The sequence below is a fragment of the Providencia alcalifaciens DSM 30120 genome (assembly GCF_000173415.1).
Classification (GTDB): Bacteria; Pseudomonadota; Gammaproteobacteria; order Enterobacterales; family Enterobacteriaceae; genus Providencia; species Providencia alcalifaciens.
Genome location: NZ_ABXW01000046.1, coordinates 155,596 through 174,975 on the forward strand (window position 1 = coordinate 155,596; position 19,380 = coordinate 174,975).

Here is a 19,380-nt window from a genome sequence, read left to right on the forward strand (position 1 = left end):
AATGAACTGCCCTGTCATCGAACTTGCACAACAACTTATTGCACGCCCATCAATCAGCCCTGATGACCAAGGTTGCCAAGATTTACTGATTGAACGTTTGAATAACATCGGTTTTACCGTTGAAAAAATGCCGTTTGGCGATACGCTTAATTTTTGGGCTCATCGCGGCAACGCAGGTAAAACACTTGCGTTTGCTGGACACACAGATGTTGTCCCTGCTGGCGATCATAGCAAGTGGCAGACGCCGCCATTCTCGCCAACCATTATCAATCAACATTTATATGGGCGTGGCGCCGCTGATATGAAAGGCTCTATTGCCGCGATGGTCGTCGCCGCTGAGCGCTTTGTCGAAAAATATCCGACTCATACGGGACGTCTCGCATTTTTGATTACCTCTGATGAAGAGGCTAAAGCGACCCACGGGACTGTTAAAGTCGTTGAAACATTACAAGCTCGCCATGAATCCGTCGATTACTGCTTAGTAGGGGAACCGTCGAGCCAATCTGCGCTTGGCGATATCATTAAAAATGGTCGTCGAGGCTCTATCACCGCCCACTTAACCATTTTAGGCACACAAGGGCACGTCGCTTACCCACACCTTGCAGACAACCCCGTGCATCGCGCAACAAACTTTCTTCAAGAATTAGTCACAACAAAATGGGATGACGGTAACCAATACTTCCCTGCCACCAGTATGCAAATTGCCAATATTAATGCGGGTACGGGTGCAGATAACGTGATCCCTGGAGAGCTAAAGGTACAATTCAACTTCCGCTTTAGTACGGAATTGACTGACACCATAATCCGTGAACGCGTCACTGACATGCTTGAGCGCCATGGTCTGGCTTATCGCTTAGAATGGTTCTTATCCGGTCAGCCTTTCTTAACAGGTGACAGTGAATTAGTGAGTGCAACCGTCCAAGCTATCCATGAAGTTACAGGGCGTGAAACCACACTATCCACCAGCGGCGGTACATCTGACGGGCGTTTTATTGCGCAAATGGGTACCCATGTGATTGAATTGGGTCCACTGAATGCCACCATCCATAAAGTGGATGAGTGCGTTAGCATCGAGGATTTACAACAGCTTGCTGTCATTTATGAGCGCATCATGGAGTTACTACTACTATGATCACCATCGAGATGCTTACAGGGCGTTCCACCGACCATTTAGTCACATTAGGCGGTCATCATCGACTGCAATTTAATACCACTAAAGCCTTTCTTGCTATGCAACAAGCTGCGGCACGCGCAGGATTCAAGTTACAATCTGCCAGCGCATTTCGCGACTTTGCTCGTCAACAGGTGATTTGGAATGAAAAATTTGCAGGTCAACGTCCTGTTCTCGATACACACAGCCAACCGCTAGACATTTCGACCTTAACTGAAGGGCAGCTGTGTGAAGCGATTTTGCATTGGTCTGCGTTGCCCGGTGCTAGCCGCCATCATTGGGGAACTGAAATTGATGTTTACGATCCGCTACGGATCCCCGCTGGACAAACATTGCAATTGGAACCGTGGGAATACCAAGAAGGTGGGTATTTCGCTGAGTTAAATGATTGGCTCACCGATAATATGGCAACGTTTGATTTCTATCGCCCTTTTACTGCTACAGATGCCGGTGTAGCAGAAGAACCTTGGCACATTAGTTACTGGCCATTGTCCCATGAAGCAGAGCAACTATTAACGCCAGACATTATCAAACAGGTACTCACTGAGGAAGATATTAGTGGGAAAAACTGGTTACTCGCTAACCTTGAATATGTGTTTAACCGCTATATTAAAGTGCCGGATTAATGTTTATTGTCACTCGGTGCCTTACTGAGTGACATTTTTCCACTTTATAACTCAGTCTTACTCTGCTGAGTTTCCGTAGCATCCACCACAGGTAAACGGTACATAAAAATCAGCAACCAACACATTCCCACGAATAGCCCGATTTTTAACCACCCATAACTGACCACCCAAATCGAAAATGCAAATGTCAGGACGATGAGCGTCATCGCTTTCGGTTTTACACCTTTAGGTAATGCCCGATAAGTCTGCCAGTGACGTAAATAACCGCCAAACCATGAGCGATACAATAGCCAATTATGAAAACGTGGGGATGAACGAGAAAAACACCATGCTGCCAGTAATAAAAAACACGTTGTTGGCATCACAGGTAAAATTGCGCCTAAAAAGGCTAAGCCAACGGCAATCCACCCTACTGTAATGAATATGATCTTCTTTATATTCATTCCGGCTCTCCCGTTAAAACAAAAAACATGGTTAAATAACCCCACTTAAGCTAGCTAATTAGCAACGTTGGCTGCGCTACACATTATTATGATTAATATAAGAAGGCAAATATGCATTGGTTAGCCGATTATTGGTGGATCATTCTACTTTTATTGGTTGGCGTCATTTGGAATTCAGTTAAAGAAATGATGCGACTCGACCCCAAAAAATATTTAGACGACAAACCTAAAATTCCACCTCACCAAGATAATAATCACCTGTGGGACGATGAAGACGACGATTGGCCTAAGGACAAAAAACGCTAATTTGCTGTTTTAATCCGCGCGTCTGTTCAGCGTAATAATCATTCAACCATTGGGCAATTTCCATTCTTGCACGTTTTAGCCACTGTTTTCGCCCTGCTAAACCTAGCCGCTTTGCTGCCTGCTCGATGGATAGCCCTTGCAGGAAGTAATATCCAAGAGCAGTATTCACCATTTCATGCGAATGTTGTTGCTGAAAAACAGCTAAAAAGCGCTGTAGTGACGCCTCACTCGCCGCAAGCGAGCGGCTATAATGGCTAAAGCCGACTAATTCTAGCCAATCCCCAGCATCAAGTAGCTGCTCAGATGTGCTTTTCAGATTAAATTCATCGAGATCATCACGCCAAAACAGATCTCGCTGTAAGCGATGTTGCCCCAGATGGCAGATTGCCCGAGCTTGCGTAGATAGCGGCAATATCGCCATTGCAGTATAACAGCCACTACTTGCCTCAATATGGCGCCCTATACGTAAAAGATGGAATCCCGCTGATTGCCAAAATGCCAATAAGTCAGGCGTCAAACCAAAACTCACCGAAAGAAAATCCAAACCATCCTGAACACCGCGTTCCACTTGTAATGCTAATAAGCGTTGCCCGATTTTTTGGCGGCGATATCGGGTCTGCACTGCAATCCTCATCACACGCCGAGAACGCAACCTCGATGCCTCAGGAAAATAACTATGCGCAGCAAGAGATTGCGCCACTAAATTTCCCCGAGGACGCCGTAATCCAGCCCAAATTTGCCAGCTTAAATGCGTCTCTAACCCTCCTTCATCCACCAGCCAAACAGCCCCCATAACATCCTGATTATCGTGGCTTATCATCGCAAAATGTTGATGCTGAGCATCCAATAATCGTCGTAGATCCAGTGGTGACGTTCGATAATGTGCCGCCGTTAATAAACCATAAAACCCCTTCAGCAACTTAGGATCATCCGCAAGTTGTTGTTGGTTCAACAACTGTGTAATCGCTGGTGCATCGATAGCATGAGGGGATTCCACCTCACCTAACAAAAGACTCTGATTAATCACTTTTTCGAGCGGATCATCCTGCGCAAATCGAATCGACTGAGTTAGCGATAACTCAGTAAAATTCTCAAGGCTATCGCAAAATTTCATCACAAATCCACGCCCAGTACCTTCATACCCTTCGACTGTCGTCGTCATTAAAACCCGCGGAAAGTAGGCGATAATTTTTCGTAGCATGTGCGTTGGAATTGCGGCGGCTTCATCAATAATCAACCAATCTGCATCAATCGTTTGACCAAATTCGCAATAGTGTAAAAGCGCATCTGGTGCCCAAAATTCAAGTTCATGTTCCGCATACTCAGCCACCACACGGGTGGAAACTTTCGCCGGTGCACAACACCAGCACTTTCCCTGCCACTGTTTTATCAGCATCCCTGCAACTGTCGATTTTCCTCTTCCTCGAGGTGCGATCAATCCCCAAACACCGCAATTAGCGGACATTAATTGTTTCAGGGCATTGAGTTGCTGTTGAGTCGGTTGACCTAAAGGTGGAAACCATTTGGGGTGATCGGGTAGCAAATTCAAGAAACGTGGCTGGTTTTGCTCCACAACTAACACTTCGGGACAATTCAAAAATGTTCGCTGTAAATGACGGACAAAATTGGGAGTAGGGATTTCACCAAAGTGCTCATTCCAACGCTCACTATCCGCATCATTTTGACTTGCCCACGTTGACTGTGGCGGAGTACAGAGCACCAATAAACTACCCGCTTTTAATGTTCCCGCTAAGATAGCAAGGGCTTCGCTGTGCAGTCCTTTACGTGCATCAAAGATGCCATGGGTGAATTCACGTCCCAGCAATAATTGCGCTTTTTCCGGTAGGATATTATTGGGTAACTCTGATGAAATACACAGCCAATCTCCCGCTAAATAACTTTGAATTTGCTGAAGTTCATTCGAGATCCATTCACTCTCACCTGATATCACCAGCAAACGGCGATAACCCATAGTTTGTAGCTGTTCAACAATTGCCTGTAATGATTTTTGCATAAGTCGCGCTACGATTTACCAACCAATAATGAGAGAATTCCAGCCGCAATCAACGGTCCGACAGGAACCCCGCGGAATAGTGCCACACCAATCACCGTACCGACTAATAATCCTGCAACAGTTGAAGGTTGGCTTCCCATGAGTGCCACCCCACGGCTCCCTAACCAAGAAACCAACACGCCAATCACTATTGCTAAGAGTGATTTCCAATTCAAAAATGAGCCTAATACATCATTTGCGGAGATCTTCCCACTGGCAATCGGCGCCATTACCCCTATAGTCAATATTAAAATCCCAATAGTTAATCCGTATTTTTCTACCCAAGGAAAGAAATTATTCAGTGGCGTGATCCGTACAACCAACAGAAACAGCATGGCTAACGTCACCGTCATGTTATGACTGATAATACCTAGCCCTGCCAGTACCAGCAAAATGATCAGCGTTGGATCAACTTGGCTCATAGATTTTCCCCTGTAAAATAAATACGTTGCAGTATTCCACTTTTACTGCATCCATAAAGTATGTATGTTATTGATCTCGCGCTGAAGAGGCAAACATTCCTTCATCGCTCAGCACTATTTTCTATCGTTTATCTGAAAAACAGTTTACCTTAAAAACAACACTGTTTTTTGCTTAGCCTTGCAAACCAGATGAAAGCTTAAGCCAAATAATTAGAATATTTGGGACTCTACTTCCATTTTTTTCTGTTTTTCCCGACCTTCTCTATCAATCTTTTTCAAGATACAGTGTGTTTCACTAAAAAACCCAGAAAAAATCGCCTTTCCCAGACAGCCATTTATCAATTCGTATAATAGATTACCAAAATCTATCAACATGATTCGCAAGGATCTTTGCTATGTCTCATTCTTTAGCAACTTACTCAAATGCGCGTTTTATCGCTCTACGCTTACGCCCAGGGGATGATGTTATTCTCACATTGCAACAACAGGTAAAGCACCACCAGCTACAAGCTGCATTTATTGCAGGCTGTGTCGGTAGTTTAACCGATGTTGCACTGCGCTTTGCTGGGCAAGAAGATACTCATCTGACATCCGGTAAATTTGAAATTGTATCGCTTATCGGGACACTAGATGCACAAGGTGAGCATCTCCATCTTGCAGTCTCCGATGAAAATGGACATATGCGTGGTGGGCATATGATGCCCGGCTGCACCGTCAGAACCACCCTCGAATTAATTATTGGCGAATTAGAAAATAATACATTTACCCGTGAGCATTGCACGCTTTCCGGGTATGAAGAATTGGTCATCACTTCGCGTTAACTATCATTCTGTCTTGATTTTTATTATGGCGTTAATTTTCAACTTCTAAGGGATATTTATTTCATGGCAAACTCGTCAATGATTTCAAGCCGCACACTGGCGCTAATTGTTTTCTCCATTGCAATCAATATGGTCGTTGGACAGCTAAGTTCTATGTTAAAGCTGCCTATCTTTTTAGATTCTATTGGAACGATTATCTGCGCACTTCTCGCGGGTCCTTGGGCTGCCTTATTTAGCGGTTTAGCAACGAACTTACTGTGGGGATTATTAAGTGGTCCTATCGCCGCGGCATTTGCCCCTGTGGCAATGATGATTGGCTTAAGCGCAGGCTTACTCGCCCGAGCCGGTGGTTTTCGTACCCTACCACGTGTGATTTTATCGGGTGTAGTCATCACTTTTGCACTAATGATTGTTGCCGTGCCTATCCGCACTTACTTATTTGCGGGTACGACTGGTAGTGGTGCAGACTTTTTTGTCGCCTATTTCCACGCCGTTGGTGAAAACTTATTAGAATCGGTCGCCATTACCGTCTTAGGTGCCAATATTGCCGATAAGATAATCTCTGCCATTGTCGCTTGGATGCTTGTTCGTCGTTTACCAGAGCGCGTTCAGCGCACTTTCCCAAATATGGCTAAAGTACGCTAGGGGTCAGGATGCATCCTTTTACCTCATTAACCTTATGGCTCTGGTTTAGCGCTAGCACATTGATGCTACCACTCGGCTGGGGCTTGGTCTTTGTTGCTTTCGCTCCATTTGCCGCCGTCATTCTACGGTCCGCGTCGTATCACCGTTGGAAATTTATCGCATGGGTTATGCTGCCGATGGCAGCAGGACTTTGGTTAATTCATGGAGGCTGGTTAAGCCAATTATTAACGGGTTCACCACCACTTATCTCTCAGCAACAAAGTGCCATGGCTTTATGGCTACGCCTGCTAGCCATCATTAGTGCATCCCAATTATGGTTGCAATATGTCTCCACAGAACAATTTATTCGTGCGTTGTTTGCAAGCCGTCTTCCTGCGAGTTTTGCCTATGTGCTCGCCGGTCCACTCTTACTGGCTGAACAGTTTCGCCAACAACTTGCGAGCATTCGAGAAGCGCAGCTTGCTCGGGGTGTCCCATTAGATGGTCACTTTTGGCAACGTATGACATCATTGCCCACCCTCTTATTTCCACTGGTTAGCCAGACACTCAGCGAACTGACTGTGCGCAGTGCTGCACTCGATATGCGTGGTTTTCGTTATACTCGTCATCGCACTACTTTACATAAACCTATGGATAGTCGAAGCCAATATATCTGGCGCCTCGTTTTGTTGCTATTAATCGTCATTGAAGGAGCCTTTGCATTATGGTGGTAGATTTACAGCAACTGTCCTTTATCCCACAAGGTAGTGAAGAGCCTATTCTTGATGCTATTCACTTAGCCTTACCTCAAGGACATTGGCATTGTATTCTGGGCGGTAATGGCAGCGGAAAAACCACATTTGCGCAACTGTTAGCGGGCTGGTTTCCTGATCAATTGATTGGCAAATTAATCGGCGATGGGCAAGTGCTTTCTCAGCGATTAGGAAAACAATCATTAGTTGAGTTATCAGTCGATCGCCAGTTAGTTCAGCAATCACCTCAATTACAGCTATCAGGATGCTCTTTTACTGTTGCACAAGAAGTGGCATTTGGTCCTGAAAATTTGGGGTTGTCTCCTGAGGAAATTGTTCGCCGCGTTGAACAAGCTTTGGATTTGACATTCAGCCAGCATTTGCGTGATCGTCATCCTGCGACACTGTCTGGAGGCGAAGCTCAACGCGTCGTTCTAGCCAGTGCCCTCGCTATGTCTCCCCAGCTGTTGCTATTAGATGAAGCATTTAGTCGTCTCACGCCCGCAGCTACCTATCGACTATTAACACAACTCAAAAACTACAGTGAACAAACTGGTTGTAGTGTCATTCTATTGGAGCGCCACTTACTGCCTGCCTTGCATTTTTGTGATGATTTCTCACTACTTGAGCAAGGTAAAATCACCGCTCAAGGGGATATTAACTCCGTATTTCTACCCGCGCAAAATACCATCAATATGCCAGATGCATGGCGAGTGTTGGGTAAATTAATAGAAAATGGTATTTGGCAATCGGAAGTTCCATGCAAAGAACAGCAACTCATTCAAGGCATCGAGGCTTGCTATGCTGCAAATCAATAATTTAAGCTTTCAATGGGCACCTAAAACCGCGCCAGCTATTGCCGAGCTGTCATTCGCAATCCATGCTGGTGAATGGGTCGCTCTCGTCGGTGACAATGGTGCAGGAAAATCCACGTTATTACGCTTAATGGCAGGACTGTTATCGCCTTTTCATGGGGAGGTCAATTTCAATCAACACCCCATATCTTCATTACGTGCGATCGAGCGGGCACAGCACATTGGAATTTTATTCCAAGAGGCGGAAAAACAGATTTTTCACAGCACCGTAAAAGATGAAATTTTGTTTGGGTTACGCCGTAAAAAACTCAATCAATCTGACATCACGGAAAAGTTAGAACACGCTTTAGATTTATGTCATTTAACCGATGTCGCTGATAAACACCCTCTAGACTTGCATTCAGCCCAACGACGAATGGTCGCTGTTGCGTGTTTAACCGCTGTCGCACCTAAACTATTGTTGTTAGATGAACCTAGCCGAGATTTCGACGCCCAGTGGCTCGGCTATTTTGAACAGTGGCTAGATTTTCAAAAGCAGCTTGGCACCACCGTTGTCACTATCAGCCATGATTTAGATTTTGCTGCGCGCTACTTTGAACGTGCCTTGCATTTGTCTCAGGGTCACTTAGTCGCGGATGGCAAGATTGATACCGTATTACGCCATCACGAGTTACAACCTAATTCAGCGTTACCTTCCCCCTCCTTACACGCCCTGAGCCAGCAATTAAATATACCGCCCCAAAACCATCCCATCTCTTGGGTTCAGCAATTTATGGCACAAATTCAGTCATAATGTACACGTAAAAAAATAGCCTGCAATTTGCAGGCTATCCTCTATTCGCTTAATACACGGTTGAATACTTAGTCAAGCTTAACTCCAATACGGCGAGCCACTTCTTCGTAAGCTTCAATCAAACCACCAAGACTTTGACGGAAACGGTCTTTATCCATTTTGTTCAAGGTTTCTTTATCCCATAAACGGCTACCGTCTGGAGAAAACTCATCACCCAGAACCACTTCACCGTTGAACAGTCCAAATTCCAGTTTGAAGTCAACTAAGATAAGACCTGCATCAGCAAAAATCTGGCTTAAAACATCGTTCGCTTTGTAGCTCAGTTCGCGCATTTTCGCTAAGTTTTCTTTGCTCACCCAACCAAACGTTTCGCAGTAAGATTCATTCACCATTGGGTCGTGTTTGGCATCATCTTTCAGGAATAAGTCAAACAGAGGCGGGTTTAAAATCATCCCTTCTTCTACCCCAAGGCGCTTGACCAGCGATCCTGCCGCACGGTTACGAATAACGCATTCAACCGGCACCATATCCAGTTTTTTAACCAACGCTTCGGTGTCAGATAACAGGGCTTCCATCTGGGTAGGAATACCGGCTTCTTGCAATTTAGTCATAATAAAATGGTTAAATTTATTATTGACCATGCCTTTGCGGTCAAACTGTTCGATACGCTCGCCATCGAGTGCTGATGTATCATTGCGGAACTCCAGAATTAGTAAATCTGGATCCTCTGTGGTATAGACCGTTTTTGCCTTGCCACGATACAACTCAGCTTTCTTTTGCATCTTAAACACTCCAGGGATGTGAATACACTCAATAGAAATCAACCTGCACAGCAGATTCAGATAAGTAACAGAAGAATAAACCGCTAAAAATGGCGGGTTCATTGTTAATTTTCTGCTCTGATTCAGTCAGTTATCAAAAAATAATCATGATATTGCTAACTAACTGATATTCAATATTTTATGATTAACTGCTAATTATGATAATAAAATTCTCACGCATACGCAAACGATTACTTAGCCGTAAATACTGATTTTTTGTCCATTTGTTTCAACGAGAATTTTAGGGTGGATAAATGCGTAGGTGGGTAGTTAAAGTAATGAATGTTTACTGATAATTATCAGTTTGTGGGTATATACGTCGATATCTCTACCCCAAAGTTGATTAATCCACTGACTAAAGAACTTAGCCTCAGTATGGATTTGTGTTAGTGGTCGGTCTTCAAGCGTGTCATCGGAAGCATAAATATAATAGCCTTGATAAAATGCCCAAGAAATCATGATTTCCCAGAAGCGCTGTCCATCACGAGTATGTTCTTCATCTGTTACCATGATGCTATGATTGTCGAGTAAATGAATGAAAAATATTCGAGATAAATCTCCAATATTATTCCGATGTAGATGAGATATAGTGCGCCAAACTTTAATTTGAGTGCATGTGGTTTCACCAAAGACAATATCCGTGCGGAATCTCAGCTCGAGCAAGTAAACTGTTTCTGGTATTCCCTCCATCGATAATAATCGATATTGTTCTTTTTTGAGTGACTTAACTAACCGATATCCCTTAGGAATAACATAGCCGGGTAAATCAAAGTCCACAACGCCATCTCGAATAAAGCTTTCCGTATGGCTCTGGTTATTTTCGGTACTGCGTAATTTATAATTAAATTCAGCCCCTGATATTTGTCTTGGCATCGAAGTACTATCACTCTTGGTCGTTGGTTTAGATGCGTTATTATCCACGACTTTTCCCTCATTATTAGCCTTCATTGACTGAAGTATATCCGAAAAATAACCTCTAATACATTCACCGTTAGAGTGACTATTAAGCGGTTTTATTACGTTGAAATCACGTTTTTACCTGAAAAAAAACGCCATCCCAAAGGACGGCGTTTTCACTTGATAAAACAAATAAGTTATCTATGTAAACTTATTTTTTCATCTGTGTTTTACTGAAAGCAGCTTTTAGTGCAGCAACCATTTCATCATTTTGTTTCTGAGTTAATGGTACGCCTTTAGTGTTGATAAACTGTAAGCTACTACGGTTATTCAAGTCACCCACTTGGACTTTATAGTCATTTTCTGGCACAGATGGATCGTCAATACCCAGCGCTTGCCATTCAGAACTGCTTAGACCTTTGTACGTCACCATGACAGATCCGGCTGAACGGCTACGGTCACCCACTTTCATGCCCACGCTTTCTAACGCGTGCGGTAAACGCTCCCAGACAGCATCATATGGTGCACGAACGATAACAACTGGTAAGCCTGTATCATCGCTGCCCGACTGAACGTCAATGATACCGTATGCGCTTTGCAGACTATTTTTGCTTGATGTATCACGCAAGGTGTACAGCGCATCCGTTAAATCGTTTAATAACAGCTTGTTATAACGCTGAATTTCAGCAGCATCCGTAACGGTTTCATTTCCTTGGCGTAAGCCTAAGTTAGTCACGGTTAACGCAATCATGCCATTTTCAGGCTGAACAGTGACTTTATGACGGCTTTCTAATGGGACGTTCTCATCCGCACGATCCCACTTAACCCAATCCGTTTCGATAGAACGAGAACCATCATTTTTCGTGGTAACAGGAATACCACGTTGTTCTAAAATCATGGTCACTTGTGACCATAACGCATTATTTTCAGGAGTATTATCTAGCAACAAACGGCTGGCATTTGCACTGTTTTCAGTACGTGAGCCCGCTAATTGTGAAATCGTCAGTACTGGTGGGCGAATATCTAGCGCTTTCCCAACTGCACCTGTTGAGGTCGTTTTAGGAATATTATATTCACCGTTAGTCGCTGGTAATGTGATCCCTTGTGGCGCATTTAATACTTTCAATGGCGCAGCATTAAGATATTCCTCATCACCACTAACCTGACGTTTATAGCGCTGATCGCTGGAGCAGGCTGCCAGTAACACGACAAGTGACAGGCCAGCAACCTTCATAACCTTCGATTTTTGCAATAATGTTGCCATTAAAATTCCCTAAATTTTACAGTAAACCCGCGAGTTTCAAGGCATCCTCAACCTTTTGCTGTCCAGATACTGTTAACGGTGTCATTGGTAACCGTAAAGTATCATCCGCAATAAGACCTAGACGATGACAAGCCCATTTCGCAGGGATTGGATTCGGCTCAACAAATAACTGATGATGAAGACCCATCAGCTGTTTATTCAATTCACGGGCCTCAGTATATTTGCCCGCAAGCGCTAAGTCACACATTTTTACCATCTGCGCAGCCGCGACGTTGGACGTGACCGAAATAACGCCCTTTCCACCGAGTTGCATAAAATCAAGCGCGGTAGCATCATCGCCGGAAAGCAGAACAAAGTGATCATCAACCAGCTCTTTGATTTGGTGAACCCGTGCTAAGTTCCCTGTGGCCTCTTTAATTGCCACAATATTCGCCAATTTCGCTAAGCGCCCCACAGTTTCAGGTAATAAATCACACCCAGTGCGTGATGGTACATTATAGAGCACTTGTGGCAAGCTGGTGTTTTCTGAAATTGCTTTAAAGTGTTGATATAACCCTTCTTGTGACGGTCTATTATAATAAGGTGTTACCGTCAGGCACGCAACTACACCACTGTTTTCAAACTCATTTGTTAGCGAAATCGCTTCTGCGGTCGCATTTGCGCCCGTTCCCGCAATAATAGGAATTCGACCATCAGCTAACTCAAGTGTCGCTTTCACTACATCAACGTGCTCTTTATGGCTTAATGTTGCTGATTCCCCAGTTGTTCCGACAGACACAATCGCAGAGGTTTTATTGGCAACATGGTAATCCACCAGCTGTTTTAAGCTTTTTCTATCAACGTTACCCGCTGAGTCCATCGGTGTGATCACCGCAACAATACTGCCTTGTAAAAAGTCTTTGTAGTTTACGTTTTGATTAGCCATCGCCATACCCCCTAAATAGATGAGTTTCCATGTTACTTTTTCATTTCACAGAAGAAAACCACCCAAACGCAAGATTTTAATGAATTTTGTTAATGCCGACGACATTAACTTAAATAGAAGTAATAATTCAGCCATATTTGTCGCAAGAGTGAATCGCCCCACTTGGCAGATTCACAATTTTATGGTTTCCTTACCACCATCATGAGTCAATATTATTGACCTAAATTTAGTCAAAATAAGGAAGATACTTTGCCTAAGACTGAACCGCAATTTCTTGTTATTACTGCGCTGGGAACAGATCGTCCGGGCATTGTGAATACAATTACGCGTCTTGTCAGTGAATGTGATTGTAATATTGAGGATAGTCGACTCGCCATGTTTGGCGAGGAATTTACGTTTATCATGATGTTATCCGGCAGTTGGAACGCTATCACGCTCCTAGAAGCGATTTTACCCGCTAAAGGGGCTGAGCTGGATTTACTGATCGTCATGAAGCGCACACACAGTGTACAAACAACGTACTATCCTTCTACTGTCACAGTGAATGTCACCGTGGATGATGCCCCGAGGATTATTGAGCAATTTACCAATTTATTTACCACTCAACAGTGTAATATTGCGGAATTAACGTCCAAAACTCAGCCTGCGACTGAAACACAACCGGCTCAATTGGAAATTCAAATTACAGCTCATGACCCATTGAATGATAATGGCATAATTATAAAGAATAAATTTCAACAACTATGTACAATGCTAAATGCCAAAGGCAACATCAGTATTGTTAACAATCCCAAAATGCAGAGTTAACGGAGATATATGTAATGAACCCATTGAAAGCCGGTGATAAGGCTCCTCAATTTAGCCTTCCTGACCAAGATGGTGAAATCATCAATCTTTCTGATTTCCAGGGTCAACGCGTATTAGTTTACTTTTATCCTAAAGCGATGACACCAGGCTGTACAGTTCAAGCATGTGGACTGCGTGATGAGATGGATACACTAAAAGCAAAAGGTGTCGAAGTTTTAGGTATTAGTACAGACAAACCAGAAAAATTGGCTCGTTTCGCTGAAAAAGAGTTATTAAACTTCACACTGTTATCCGATGAAGATCATCAAGTTTGTGAACAATTTGGTGTGTGGGGCGAAAAGCAATTTATGGGGAAAACCTATGATGGTATCCACCGCATTAGTTTCCTTGTGGATGCAAATGGCACCATCGAACATGTTTTTGACAATTTTAAAACCAGTAATCACCACGAAATTGTATTAGCGTACATCAACGCTAATACCTAATTACTAAAAGGGTTGCTTATTATTAAGCAACCCTTTTTCGTTACTGCTCTTCCCGTTTGTCTTGCATCTCAGCATCATTCAGATCTTGCGGCCACGCATTAATTACCGCTTTAATTAAGGTTGCGAGTGGGATAGCAAAAAATACGCCCCAGAATCCCCATAGTCCACCAAAAATAACCACCGATAAAATGATGACGAGTGGGTGCAAGTTCACCGCTTCAGAGTACAGAAGTGGCACGACAATATTGCTGTCTAACCCTTGGATCACCAAATAGACAATAAACAGAGACCAAAATTCGGTTCCAATGCCCCACTGGAATAATGCCACCAGTACCACAGGAATCGTAGCGACTACCGCGCCAATATAAGGGATCAGTACGGAAACCCCGACCAATACAGATAATAGAACGGAATAGCGCAAATCAAAATACGCAAATCCAATATAGGTAAACACGCCAACAATCACCATTTCAGTGACTTTTCCGCGCAAATAGTTGGTAATTTGTTGGTTCATTTCCAACCAAACTTTACTGACTAATAAACGATTTTTAGGCAATAATTTTAAAAAGCTTTTTGTGATTTTTTCTTTATCTTTTAATAAGAAAAACATCATTAATGGCACTAGAACCAAATACACCGCCAGCGTGAAAATACCAATCAGTGAAGCGACCGAGGCTTTAACCACGGAATCCGCAACAACGGATAATCGGCTACGCACGTTATCTGCCATCATATCGATAATGCCAGCATCAACCAACGCAGGATATTGTTCAGGTAATCGACGGGCGAATTCACTAAAGCGATTGACCATGTTGGGTAAGTCCGCCACTAAGTTGATGCCTTGCTGCCATGCCGTCGGTGCAATAATTAAGATCACCATGGCACTTATTCCAGCAAATAAGGTCAAAATGATGCTAACCGCTAATACGCGGGAAAGCCCTAATCGTTGAAGTAAATGCGTTGGCCATTCAAGTAAATACGCCAAGACAATTGCGACTAACAATGGAGCCAGTATACTGCTGAAGAAAAAGATGACCAGAAAGCCGATAACCAGCAAACTAAACAAAGCAACAGCTTGCGGGTCAGCAAAGCGCCGACGGTACCATTGTAAAAACATTTCTAACATTCATTGGCTCCTGGGAATGTAAAACAAAGACAGTTCCTAAATTAAAGAAAATTATACCGAATAACAGATTTTACGATAGCTTTTGATATCATATCACCCAATTAATTCGCGTTTTCCGTAGGTAATAAGTGAAGATATGCATGATGACTAAAAAATTGAAATATCCACTGCTCGCTATACTGATGTCCGCACTGATCCACGGTGCTGTATTACCTGCTTATAGTGCTGTCGAGGACAGCTTGCCAGATATCGGCACAACCGCCGGTGGAACACTCAGCATTAACCAAGAAATTATTATGGGTGATGCTATCACTCGACAGATACGCGCCAGTACCCCTCTGATTTATGACCCATTATTAACTCAGTATGTTAATAAGTTAGGACAGCGTTTAGTCACTCATGCTGACTCTGTCAAAACCCCATTTCATTTTTATCTGGTGAATAACCCGAATATTAATGCTTACGCCTATTTTGGTGGTAACGTTGTTCTCCACTCCGCCCTATTTCGTTATAGCCAAAATGAGAGCCAACTAGCCTCCGTCATGGCGCATGAAATTTCTCACGTCACTCAGCGCCATCTTGCGCGAATGATGGAAGACCAAAAAGCCACAACACCGCTGGCAATCGCAGGCACCATTGGCTCCCTGCTGCTAGTCATGGCTAACCCTCAAGCGGGCTTTGCGGCATTAACGGGCACATTCGCAGGGATGCAGCAAGGCATGATCAGCTTTACACAAGCCAATGAACAAGAAGCTGACCGTATTGGTTTGCAAACGCTACGTCGCGCAGGGTTTGATCCACATGCAATGGCTGATTTCATGCAGATCATGTCAGACCAAACTCGCTATATGTCTAAACCACCTGAAATTTTGCTGACTCACCCCCTACCGGATAGCCGTTTAGCTGATGCCCGTAACCGTTCTAACCAATATCCGAAAGTACACGCGCCATCTTCATTAGACTTTATGCTAGCGCGCGTACGTATTTTGTCTATGTACAGCCCCGCAGATCAACGAAATGCGCTAGACCAAATCATAGAAAATTACAGTAAGGGTAATGCCCAAGAGCAATTAGCCGCTAAGTATGGTAAAGCCTTGCTGTTATCCCAAGATAAAAAATACAGCGACGCTGGTGTGATTATTTCAGAATTACTCGCCAAACAACCAGATAATCCGTGGTTTATCGATTCCATGACGGATATCGACATTGAACAAGGTCAAAAGGGCAAAGCGATTTCACGCCTACAAGATGCGCTGAAAAAATCACCGAAAAATACCGTATTTATTGTCAACCTAGCAAATGCGTACGTCAATAACGGGCAGTATCAAGATGCAACGAAGTTATTGAATAAATACACGTTCGATTATCCAGATGACCCGATTGGCTGGGATCTTCTCGCGGAAGCGTCAGCGAAACTCGGCGATCGTAATGCTGAATTGGCAGCCTATGCGGAAGGCATGGCACTACGCGGGAATTATGACACCGCCATCAACTATTTAAGTGAAGCAAGCCGTAGAAGCCGCTTAGGCAGCTATGAGCAACAACGTTTTGATGCGCGAATCGATGAACTCACTCGATTAAAAGAGCGCGACAGCAACGCAAAACCGTAAGGAGCTAAAATAATGACGGATTCAGTTAAAATTTATCATAACCCACGCTGCTCTAAGAGCCGTGAAACACTGAGTTTATTGCAAGAAAAAGGTATCACGCCAATCGTTGTGGAGTATTTAACCACTCCACCTTCCGTTGCCGACATTGAAAAGCTCCTGAAGATGCTCGGATTCAGTGATGCTCGCCAGTTAATGCGCACCAAAGAAGATATCTACAAAGCGTTAAAATTATCGGATGATAACTTAACGCAAGCACAACTAATTCAGGCTATGCATGACAACCCAAAACTCATTGAGCGCCCTATTGTCATCAAAGGTAAAAAAGCAAAGTTGGGTCGTCCACCTGAACAAGTGTTAGACATTTTATAAGTAGGCTATTTGGCAGACAATAAGTTGGCAGTCGATTGGCTGCCAACTTTCTATAATTTGAGAATATCTTTAACGAAAGGAATGGTCATTTTACGCTGAGCAACAATAGAGGCATGATCCAGCTTATTTAAGATATCAAACAAGGTGCCCATCTTTCTATCTAACCGTTTTAATACAAACCGACAGACATCCTCAGGCAATTCAAACCCACGAATACTCGCACGTAATTGAAGCGCACAGATTTTATCTTCATCACTTAAAGGATGCAGTTTATAAATTTGCCCCCAATCAAGACGGGAAGCTAAGTCAGGTAGTTTTAAATCGATTTGACGTGGTGGGCGGTCCCCGGTGATCAGCAGGCAAGTTCGACCAATTTCTAATATTCGGTTATACAAATTGAATATGGCCATTTCCCACTCTTCATCACCCGCAATGCATTGAATATTATCAATACACACAAGCGAAAGGTGTTCCATACCTTCAAGTACATCAGGGACAAAATACGCTCGTTTATCCAAAGGGACATAGCCGACTGCTACTCCTTGTTCGGATAATTCAGCACACGCAGCGTGCAGTAAGTGACTCTTACCGCCCCCTTCTCTTGACCAGTAATAGATATAACTACCATGAGGCTGGTTAATCGCCGTTTTTAACGCGGAAAGTAATCCCTCATTTTCTCCTGCATAAAAACTCGCGAAAGTTTCATCATCAGGAAGATAAAGTGGCAGTGAGAGTTGAGATGGTGTGTTCAGAAGCGCCTCTGATTGTGCAATTCAATTAACGCCATTGAGTTTATCATAAATAACAAGAAGAGATGAACAGCCTGACGGTTAATTGCCGGAGCTTTAGCCACTCCGGCAATCTATTTATCTTAGTTCTGACTTATTTTTTATTTTCATCTAATACTTTGACTTCTGAAGTCACAAATTGTTTTTCTGGGCGAACAAACGTAATAAAGCGGAATAATAGTGCCATAAAAATACCCACGATAGTCGCCAACGCCATACCTTTCAGTTCAGCTTGTCCAATATGGATCACCGCACCACTCACACCGATGATTAAAATCACTGAGGTTAAAATCAGGTTTTGTGGTTTGTTATAATCCACTTTAGAGTCGATCAGAACGCGAATACCCGATGCACCGATCACTCCATACAGTAACAGTGAAACACCACCCATAACAGGTACTGGCACTAATTGAATCGCTGCGGCTAATTTGCCCACGCAAGAGAGTAAGATAGCGATAATTGCCGCGCCACCGATGACCCACGTACTGTATACCTTAGTGATCGCCATTACCCCGATATTTTCGCCGTAAGTGGTATTTGGCGTTGAACCAAAGAAACCAGACAACACGGTAGAGAAACCGTTTGCGAACATGGAACGATGTAAGCCAGGGTTTTTCATTAAGTCGCGCTCAACGATATTCGCGGTCACCACTAAGTGCCCAACATGTTCTGCAATCACCACTAAAGCCGCTGGTAAAATGGTTAAAATCGCAAACCACTCAAAGCGCGGTGTATAGAATGTAGGAATAGCAAACCATGGCGCTTCGATAACCGGTGTAAAGTCAACAATCCCCATAAAGTAAGAGAGTGCATAACCCGCTAAGAAACCAATTAGGATTGGGATAATGGATAAGAATCCACGGAAAACCACGGCACATAAGATAGTGATTGATAATGTCGTAATCGAAATGATTAATGTGTTTGAATCAACCACAGCACCATCTTTTGGCAATAAACCTGCCATGCTAGCGGCTGTTTGCGCTAATTCTAAACCAATAACCGCAACAATTGCCCCCATTGCGGCAGGCGGGAACATCACATTGATCCAACCACGCCCTGCAACCTTAACAATCAGTGCCACAATACAAAATAGCACCCCGCAGATAATGAATCCGCCAAGTGCTAGCTCATAACCGAGTGGTAATAAGATTAAAACAGGAGAAATAAAAGCAAAGCTCGACCCTAAATATGCAGGAATTTTACCTTTACAGATAAATAAATACAGCAGCGTCCCAATCCCGTTGAATAATAAAATCGTCGCTGGGTTCACACCAAATAAAATAGGAACAATAACCGTTGCCCCAAACATGGCAAACAAATGTTGAAAACTTAATGGAATGGTTTGTAGTAATGGTGGTCTTTCTTCAACACTTATCGTGCGGCGTGTCATGTTCTTCATCCTCTTTGCGTCATCAATATTATTTTTTTTATCAAAAAAAAGCCGACTCTTCAGTCGGCTTCA

At 43.5% G+C, this 19,380-nt stretch carries 22 protein-coding genes; 12 read left to right on the forward strand and 10 right to left on the reverse strand.

Translation table 11 applies throughout. From position 1 onward, the window contains the following. Position 1: 1 nt before the first annotated feature. The gene (dapE, locus tag PROVALCAL_RS08905; RefSeq protein ID WP_006658876.1) at positions 2-1,132 is read left to right on the forward strand and encodes a succinyl-diaminopimelate desuccinylase; all 1,131 of its coding nucleotides are present in this window, start codon (positions 2-4) and stop codon (positions 1,130-1,132) included. Next, complete coding sequence (locus PROVALCAL_RS08910) at positions 1,129-1,797, forward strand: M15 family metallopeptidase (RefSeq protein ID WP_006658877.1); 669 nt, start codon at positions 1,129-1,131, stop codon at positions 1,795-1,797. The genes dapE and PROVALCAL_RS08910 overlap by 4 nt, the downstream gene beginning before the upstream one ends. Before the next feature lie 44 nt (positions 1,798-1,841). Here PROVALCAL_RS08910 and PROVALCAL_RS08915 read toward each other — a convergent pair whose 3' ends face one another. After that, positions 1,842-2,240 carry a DUF454 family protein gene (locus tag PROVALCAL_RS08915; protein ID WP_006658878.1) on the reverse strand — a complete coding sequence of 133 codons (399 nt, stop codon included), beginning with the start codon at positions 2,238-2,240 and terminating at the stop codon, positions 1,842-1,844. A gap of 111 nt (positions 2,241-2,351) precedes the next feature. On the opposite strand from PROVALCAL_RS08915, the gene PROVALCAL_RS08920 reads away from it, so the two are divergent. Beyond that, entirely contained in the window at positions 2,352-2,546 is a 195-nt protein-coding gene (locus PROVALCAL_RS08920; RefSeq protein ID WP_006658879.1) for a YpfN family protein, read from the forward strand. Here the strand turns inward: PROVALCAL_RS08920 and PROVALCAL_RS08925 are convergent. Continuing rightward, entirely contained in the window at positions 2,527-4,560 is a 2,034-nt protein-coding gene (locus tag PROVALCAL_RS08925; protein ID WP_006658880.1) for a tRNA(Met) cytidine acetyltransferase TmcA, read from the reverse strand. The genes PROVALCAL_RS08920 and PROVALCAL_RS08925 overlap by 20 nt on opposite strands. A gap of 8 nt (positions 4,561-4,568) precedes the next feature. Beyond that, the gene (locus tag PROVALCAL_RS08930; RefSeq protein ID WP_006658881.1) at positions 4,569-5,021 is read right to left on the reverse strand and encodes a DUF441 domain-containing protein; all 453 of its coding nucleotides are present in this window, start codon (positions 5,019-5,021) and stop codon (positions 4,569-4,571) included. 395 nt (positions 5,022-5,416) lie between these two features. Here PROVALCAL_RS08930 and PROVALCAL_RS08935 point away from each other — a divergent pair, with 395 nt between their 5' ends. The 5 genes from PROVALCAL_RS08935 (at position 5,417) to PROVALCAL_RS08955 (ending at position 8,826) form a co-directional block, all read left to right on the forward strand. Beyond that, a complete protein-coding gene (locus tag PROVALCAL_RS08935; RefSeq protein WP_006658883.1) occupies positions 5,417-5,842 on the forward strand; it encodes a PPC domain-containing DNA-binding protein in 426 nt (141 codons plus the stop codon). A 63-nt stretch (positions 5,843-5,905) separates the two neighbouring features. Beyond that, positions 5,906-6,487 (forward strand): membrane protein, encoded by a 582-nt coding sequence (locus PROVALCAL_RS08940; protein WP_036961425.1) that lies wholly within the window; start codon positions 5,906-5,908, stop codon positions 6,485-6,487. A gap of 8 nt (positions 6,488-6,495) precedes the next feature. Further along, positions 6,496-7,200 carry an energy-coupling factor transporter transmembrane component T gene (locus tag PROVALCAL_RS08945; RefSeq protein WP_039861813.1) on the forward strand — a complete coding sequence of 235 codons (705 nt, stop codon included), beginning with the start codon at positions 6,496-6,498 and terminating at the stop codon, positions 7,198-7,200. Then, complete coding sequence (locus PROVALCAL_RS08950) at positions 7,191-8,036, forward strand: energy-coupling factor ABC transporter ATP-binding protein (protein ID WP_006658886.1); 846 nt, start codon at positions 7,191-7,193, stop codon at positions 8,034-8,036. The genes PROVALCAL_RS08945 and PROVALCAL_RS08950 overlap by 10 nt, the downstream gene beginning before the upstream one ends. Next, positions 8,020-8,826: an energy-coupling factor ABC transporter ATP-binding protein gene (locus PROVALCAL_RS08955; protein ID WP_006658887.1), complete on the forward strand. Its 807-nt coding sequence runs from the start codon at positions 8,020-8,022 to the stop codon at positions 8,824-8,826. Before PROVALCAL_RS08950 ends, PROVALCAL_RS08955 begins: the two co-directional genes overlap by 17 nt. A 68-nt stretch (positions 8,827-8,894) precedes the next feature. Here PROVALCAL_RS08955 and purC read toward each other — a convergent pair whose 3' ends face one another. From purC to dapA, 4 genes are all read right to left on the reverse strand, one after another. Continuing rightward, a complete protein-coding gene (gene purC / locus PROVALCAL_RS08960) occupies positions 8,895-9,608 on the reverse strand; it encodes a phosphoribosylaminoimidazolesuccinocarboxamide synthase (protein ID WP_006658888.1) in 714 nt (237 codons plus the stop codon). 309 nt (positions 9,609-9,917) lie between these two features. Further along, entirely contained in the window at positions 9,918-10,595 is a 678-nt protein-coding gene (locus tag PROVALCAL_RS08965) for a hypothetical protein (RefSeq protein ID WP_006658889.1), read from the reverse strand. A gap of 160 nt (positions 10,596-10,755) precedes the next feature. Continuing rightward, positions 10,756-11,808 carry an outer membrane protein assembly factor BamC gene (gene bamC / locus PROVALCAL_RS08970; RefSeq protein ID WP_006658890.1) on the reverse strand — a complete coding sequence of 351 codons (1,053 nt, stop codon included), beginning with the start codon at positions 11,806-11,808 and terminating at the stop codon, positions 10,756-10,758. A 16-nt stretch (positions 11,809-11,824) separates the two neighbouring features. Then, a complete protein-coding gene (gene dapA, locus PROVALCAL_RS08975; protein ID WP_006661605.1) occupies positions 11,825-12,733 on the reverse strand; it encodes a 4-hydroxy-tetrahydrodipicolinate synthase in 909 nt (302 codons plus the stop codon). Between the two features lie 249 nt (positions 12,734-12,982). Here dapA and PROVALCAL_RS08980 point away from each other — a divergent pair, with 249 nt between their 5' ends. After that, positions 12,983-13,540: a glycine cleavage system transcriptional repressor gene (locus tag PROVALCAL_RS08980; protein ID WP_006658892.1), complete on the forward strand. Its 558-nt coding sequence runs from the start codon at positions 12,983-12,985 to the stop codon at positions 13,538-13,540. A 14-nt stretch (positions 13,541-13,554) separates the two neighbouring features. Further along, positions 13,555-14,025 (forward strand): thioredoxin-dependent thiol peroxidase, encoded by a 471-nt coding sequence (gene bcp / locus PROVALCAL_RS08985; RefSeq protein WP_006658893.1) that lies wholly within the window; start codon positions 13,555-13,557, stop codon positions 14,023-14,025. Positions 14,026-14,065: 40 nt separating this feature from the next. Here the strand turns inward: bcp and PROVALCAL_RS08990 are convergent, their stop codons facing one another. Beyond that, positions 14,066-15,151: an AI-2E family transporter gene (locus PROVALCAL_RS08990; RefSeq protein ID WP_006658894.1), complete on the reverse strand. Its 1,086-nt coding sequence runs from the start codon at positions 15,149-15,151 to the stop codon at positions 14,066-14,068. Positions 15,152-15,294: 143 nt separating this feature from the next. Here PROVALCAL_RS08990 and bepA point away from each other — a divergent pair, with 143 nt between their 5' ends. Both bepA and arsC read left to right on the forward strand, forming a co-directional pair. Beyond that, entirely contained in the window at positions 15,295-16,761 is a 1,467-nt protein-coding gene (gene bepA / locus PROVALCAL_RS08995; RefSeq protein ID WP_006661604.1) for a beta-barrel assembly-enhancing protease, read from the forward strand. 12 nt (positions 16,762-16,773) lie between these two features. Next, a complete protein-coding gene (arsC, locus tag PROVALCAL_RS09000) occupies positions 16,774-17,130 on the forward strand; it encodes an arsenate reductase (glutaredoxin) (protein WP_006658896.1) in 357 nt (118 codons plus the stop codon). 50 nt (positions 17,131-17,180) lie between these two features. On the opposite strand, the gene hda is transcribed toward arsC, so the two are convergent. Together hda and uraA are read right to left on the reverse strand one after the other, a co-directional pair. After that, positions 17,181-17,903, reverse strand: a complete 723-nt coding sequence (gene hda / locus PROVALCAL_RS09005; RefSeq protein WP_036961411.1) for a DnaA inactivator Hda — start codon at positions 17,901-17,903, stop codon at positions 17,181-17,183. A gap of 109 nt (positions 17,904-18,012) precedes the next feature. Beyond that, a complete protein-coding gene (gene uraA / locus PROVALCAL_RS09010) occupies positions 18,013-19,308 on the reverse strand; it encodes a uracil permease (protein WP_036975617.1) in 1,296 nt (431 codons plus the stop codon). Positions 19,309-19,380: the final 72 nt, after the last annotated feature.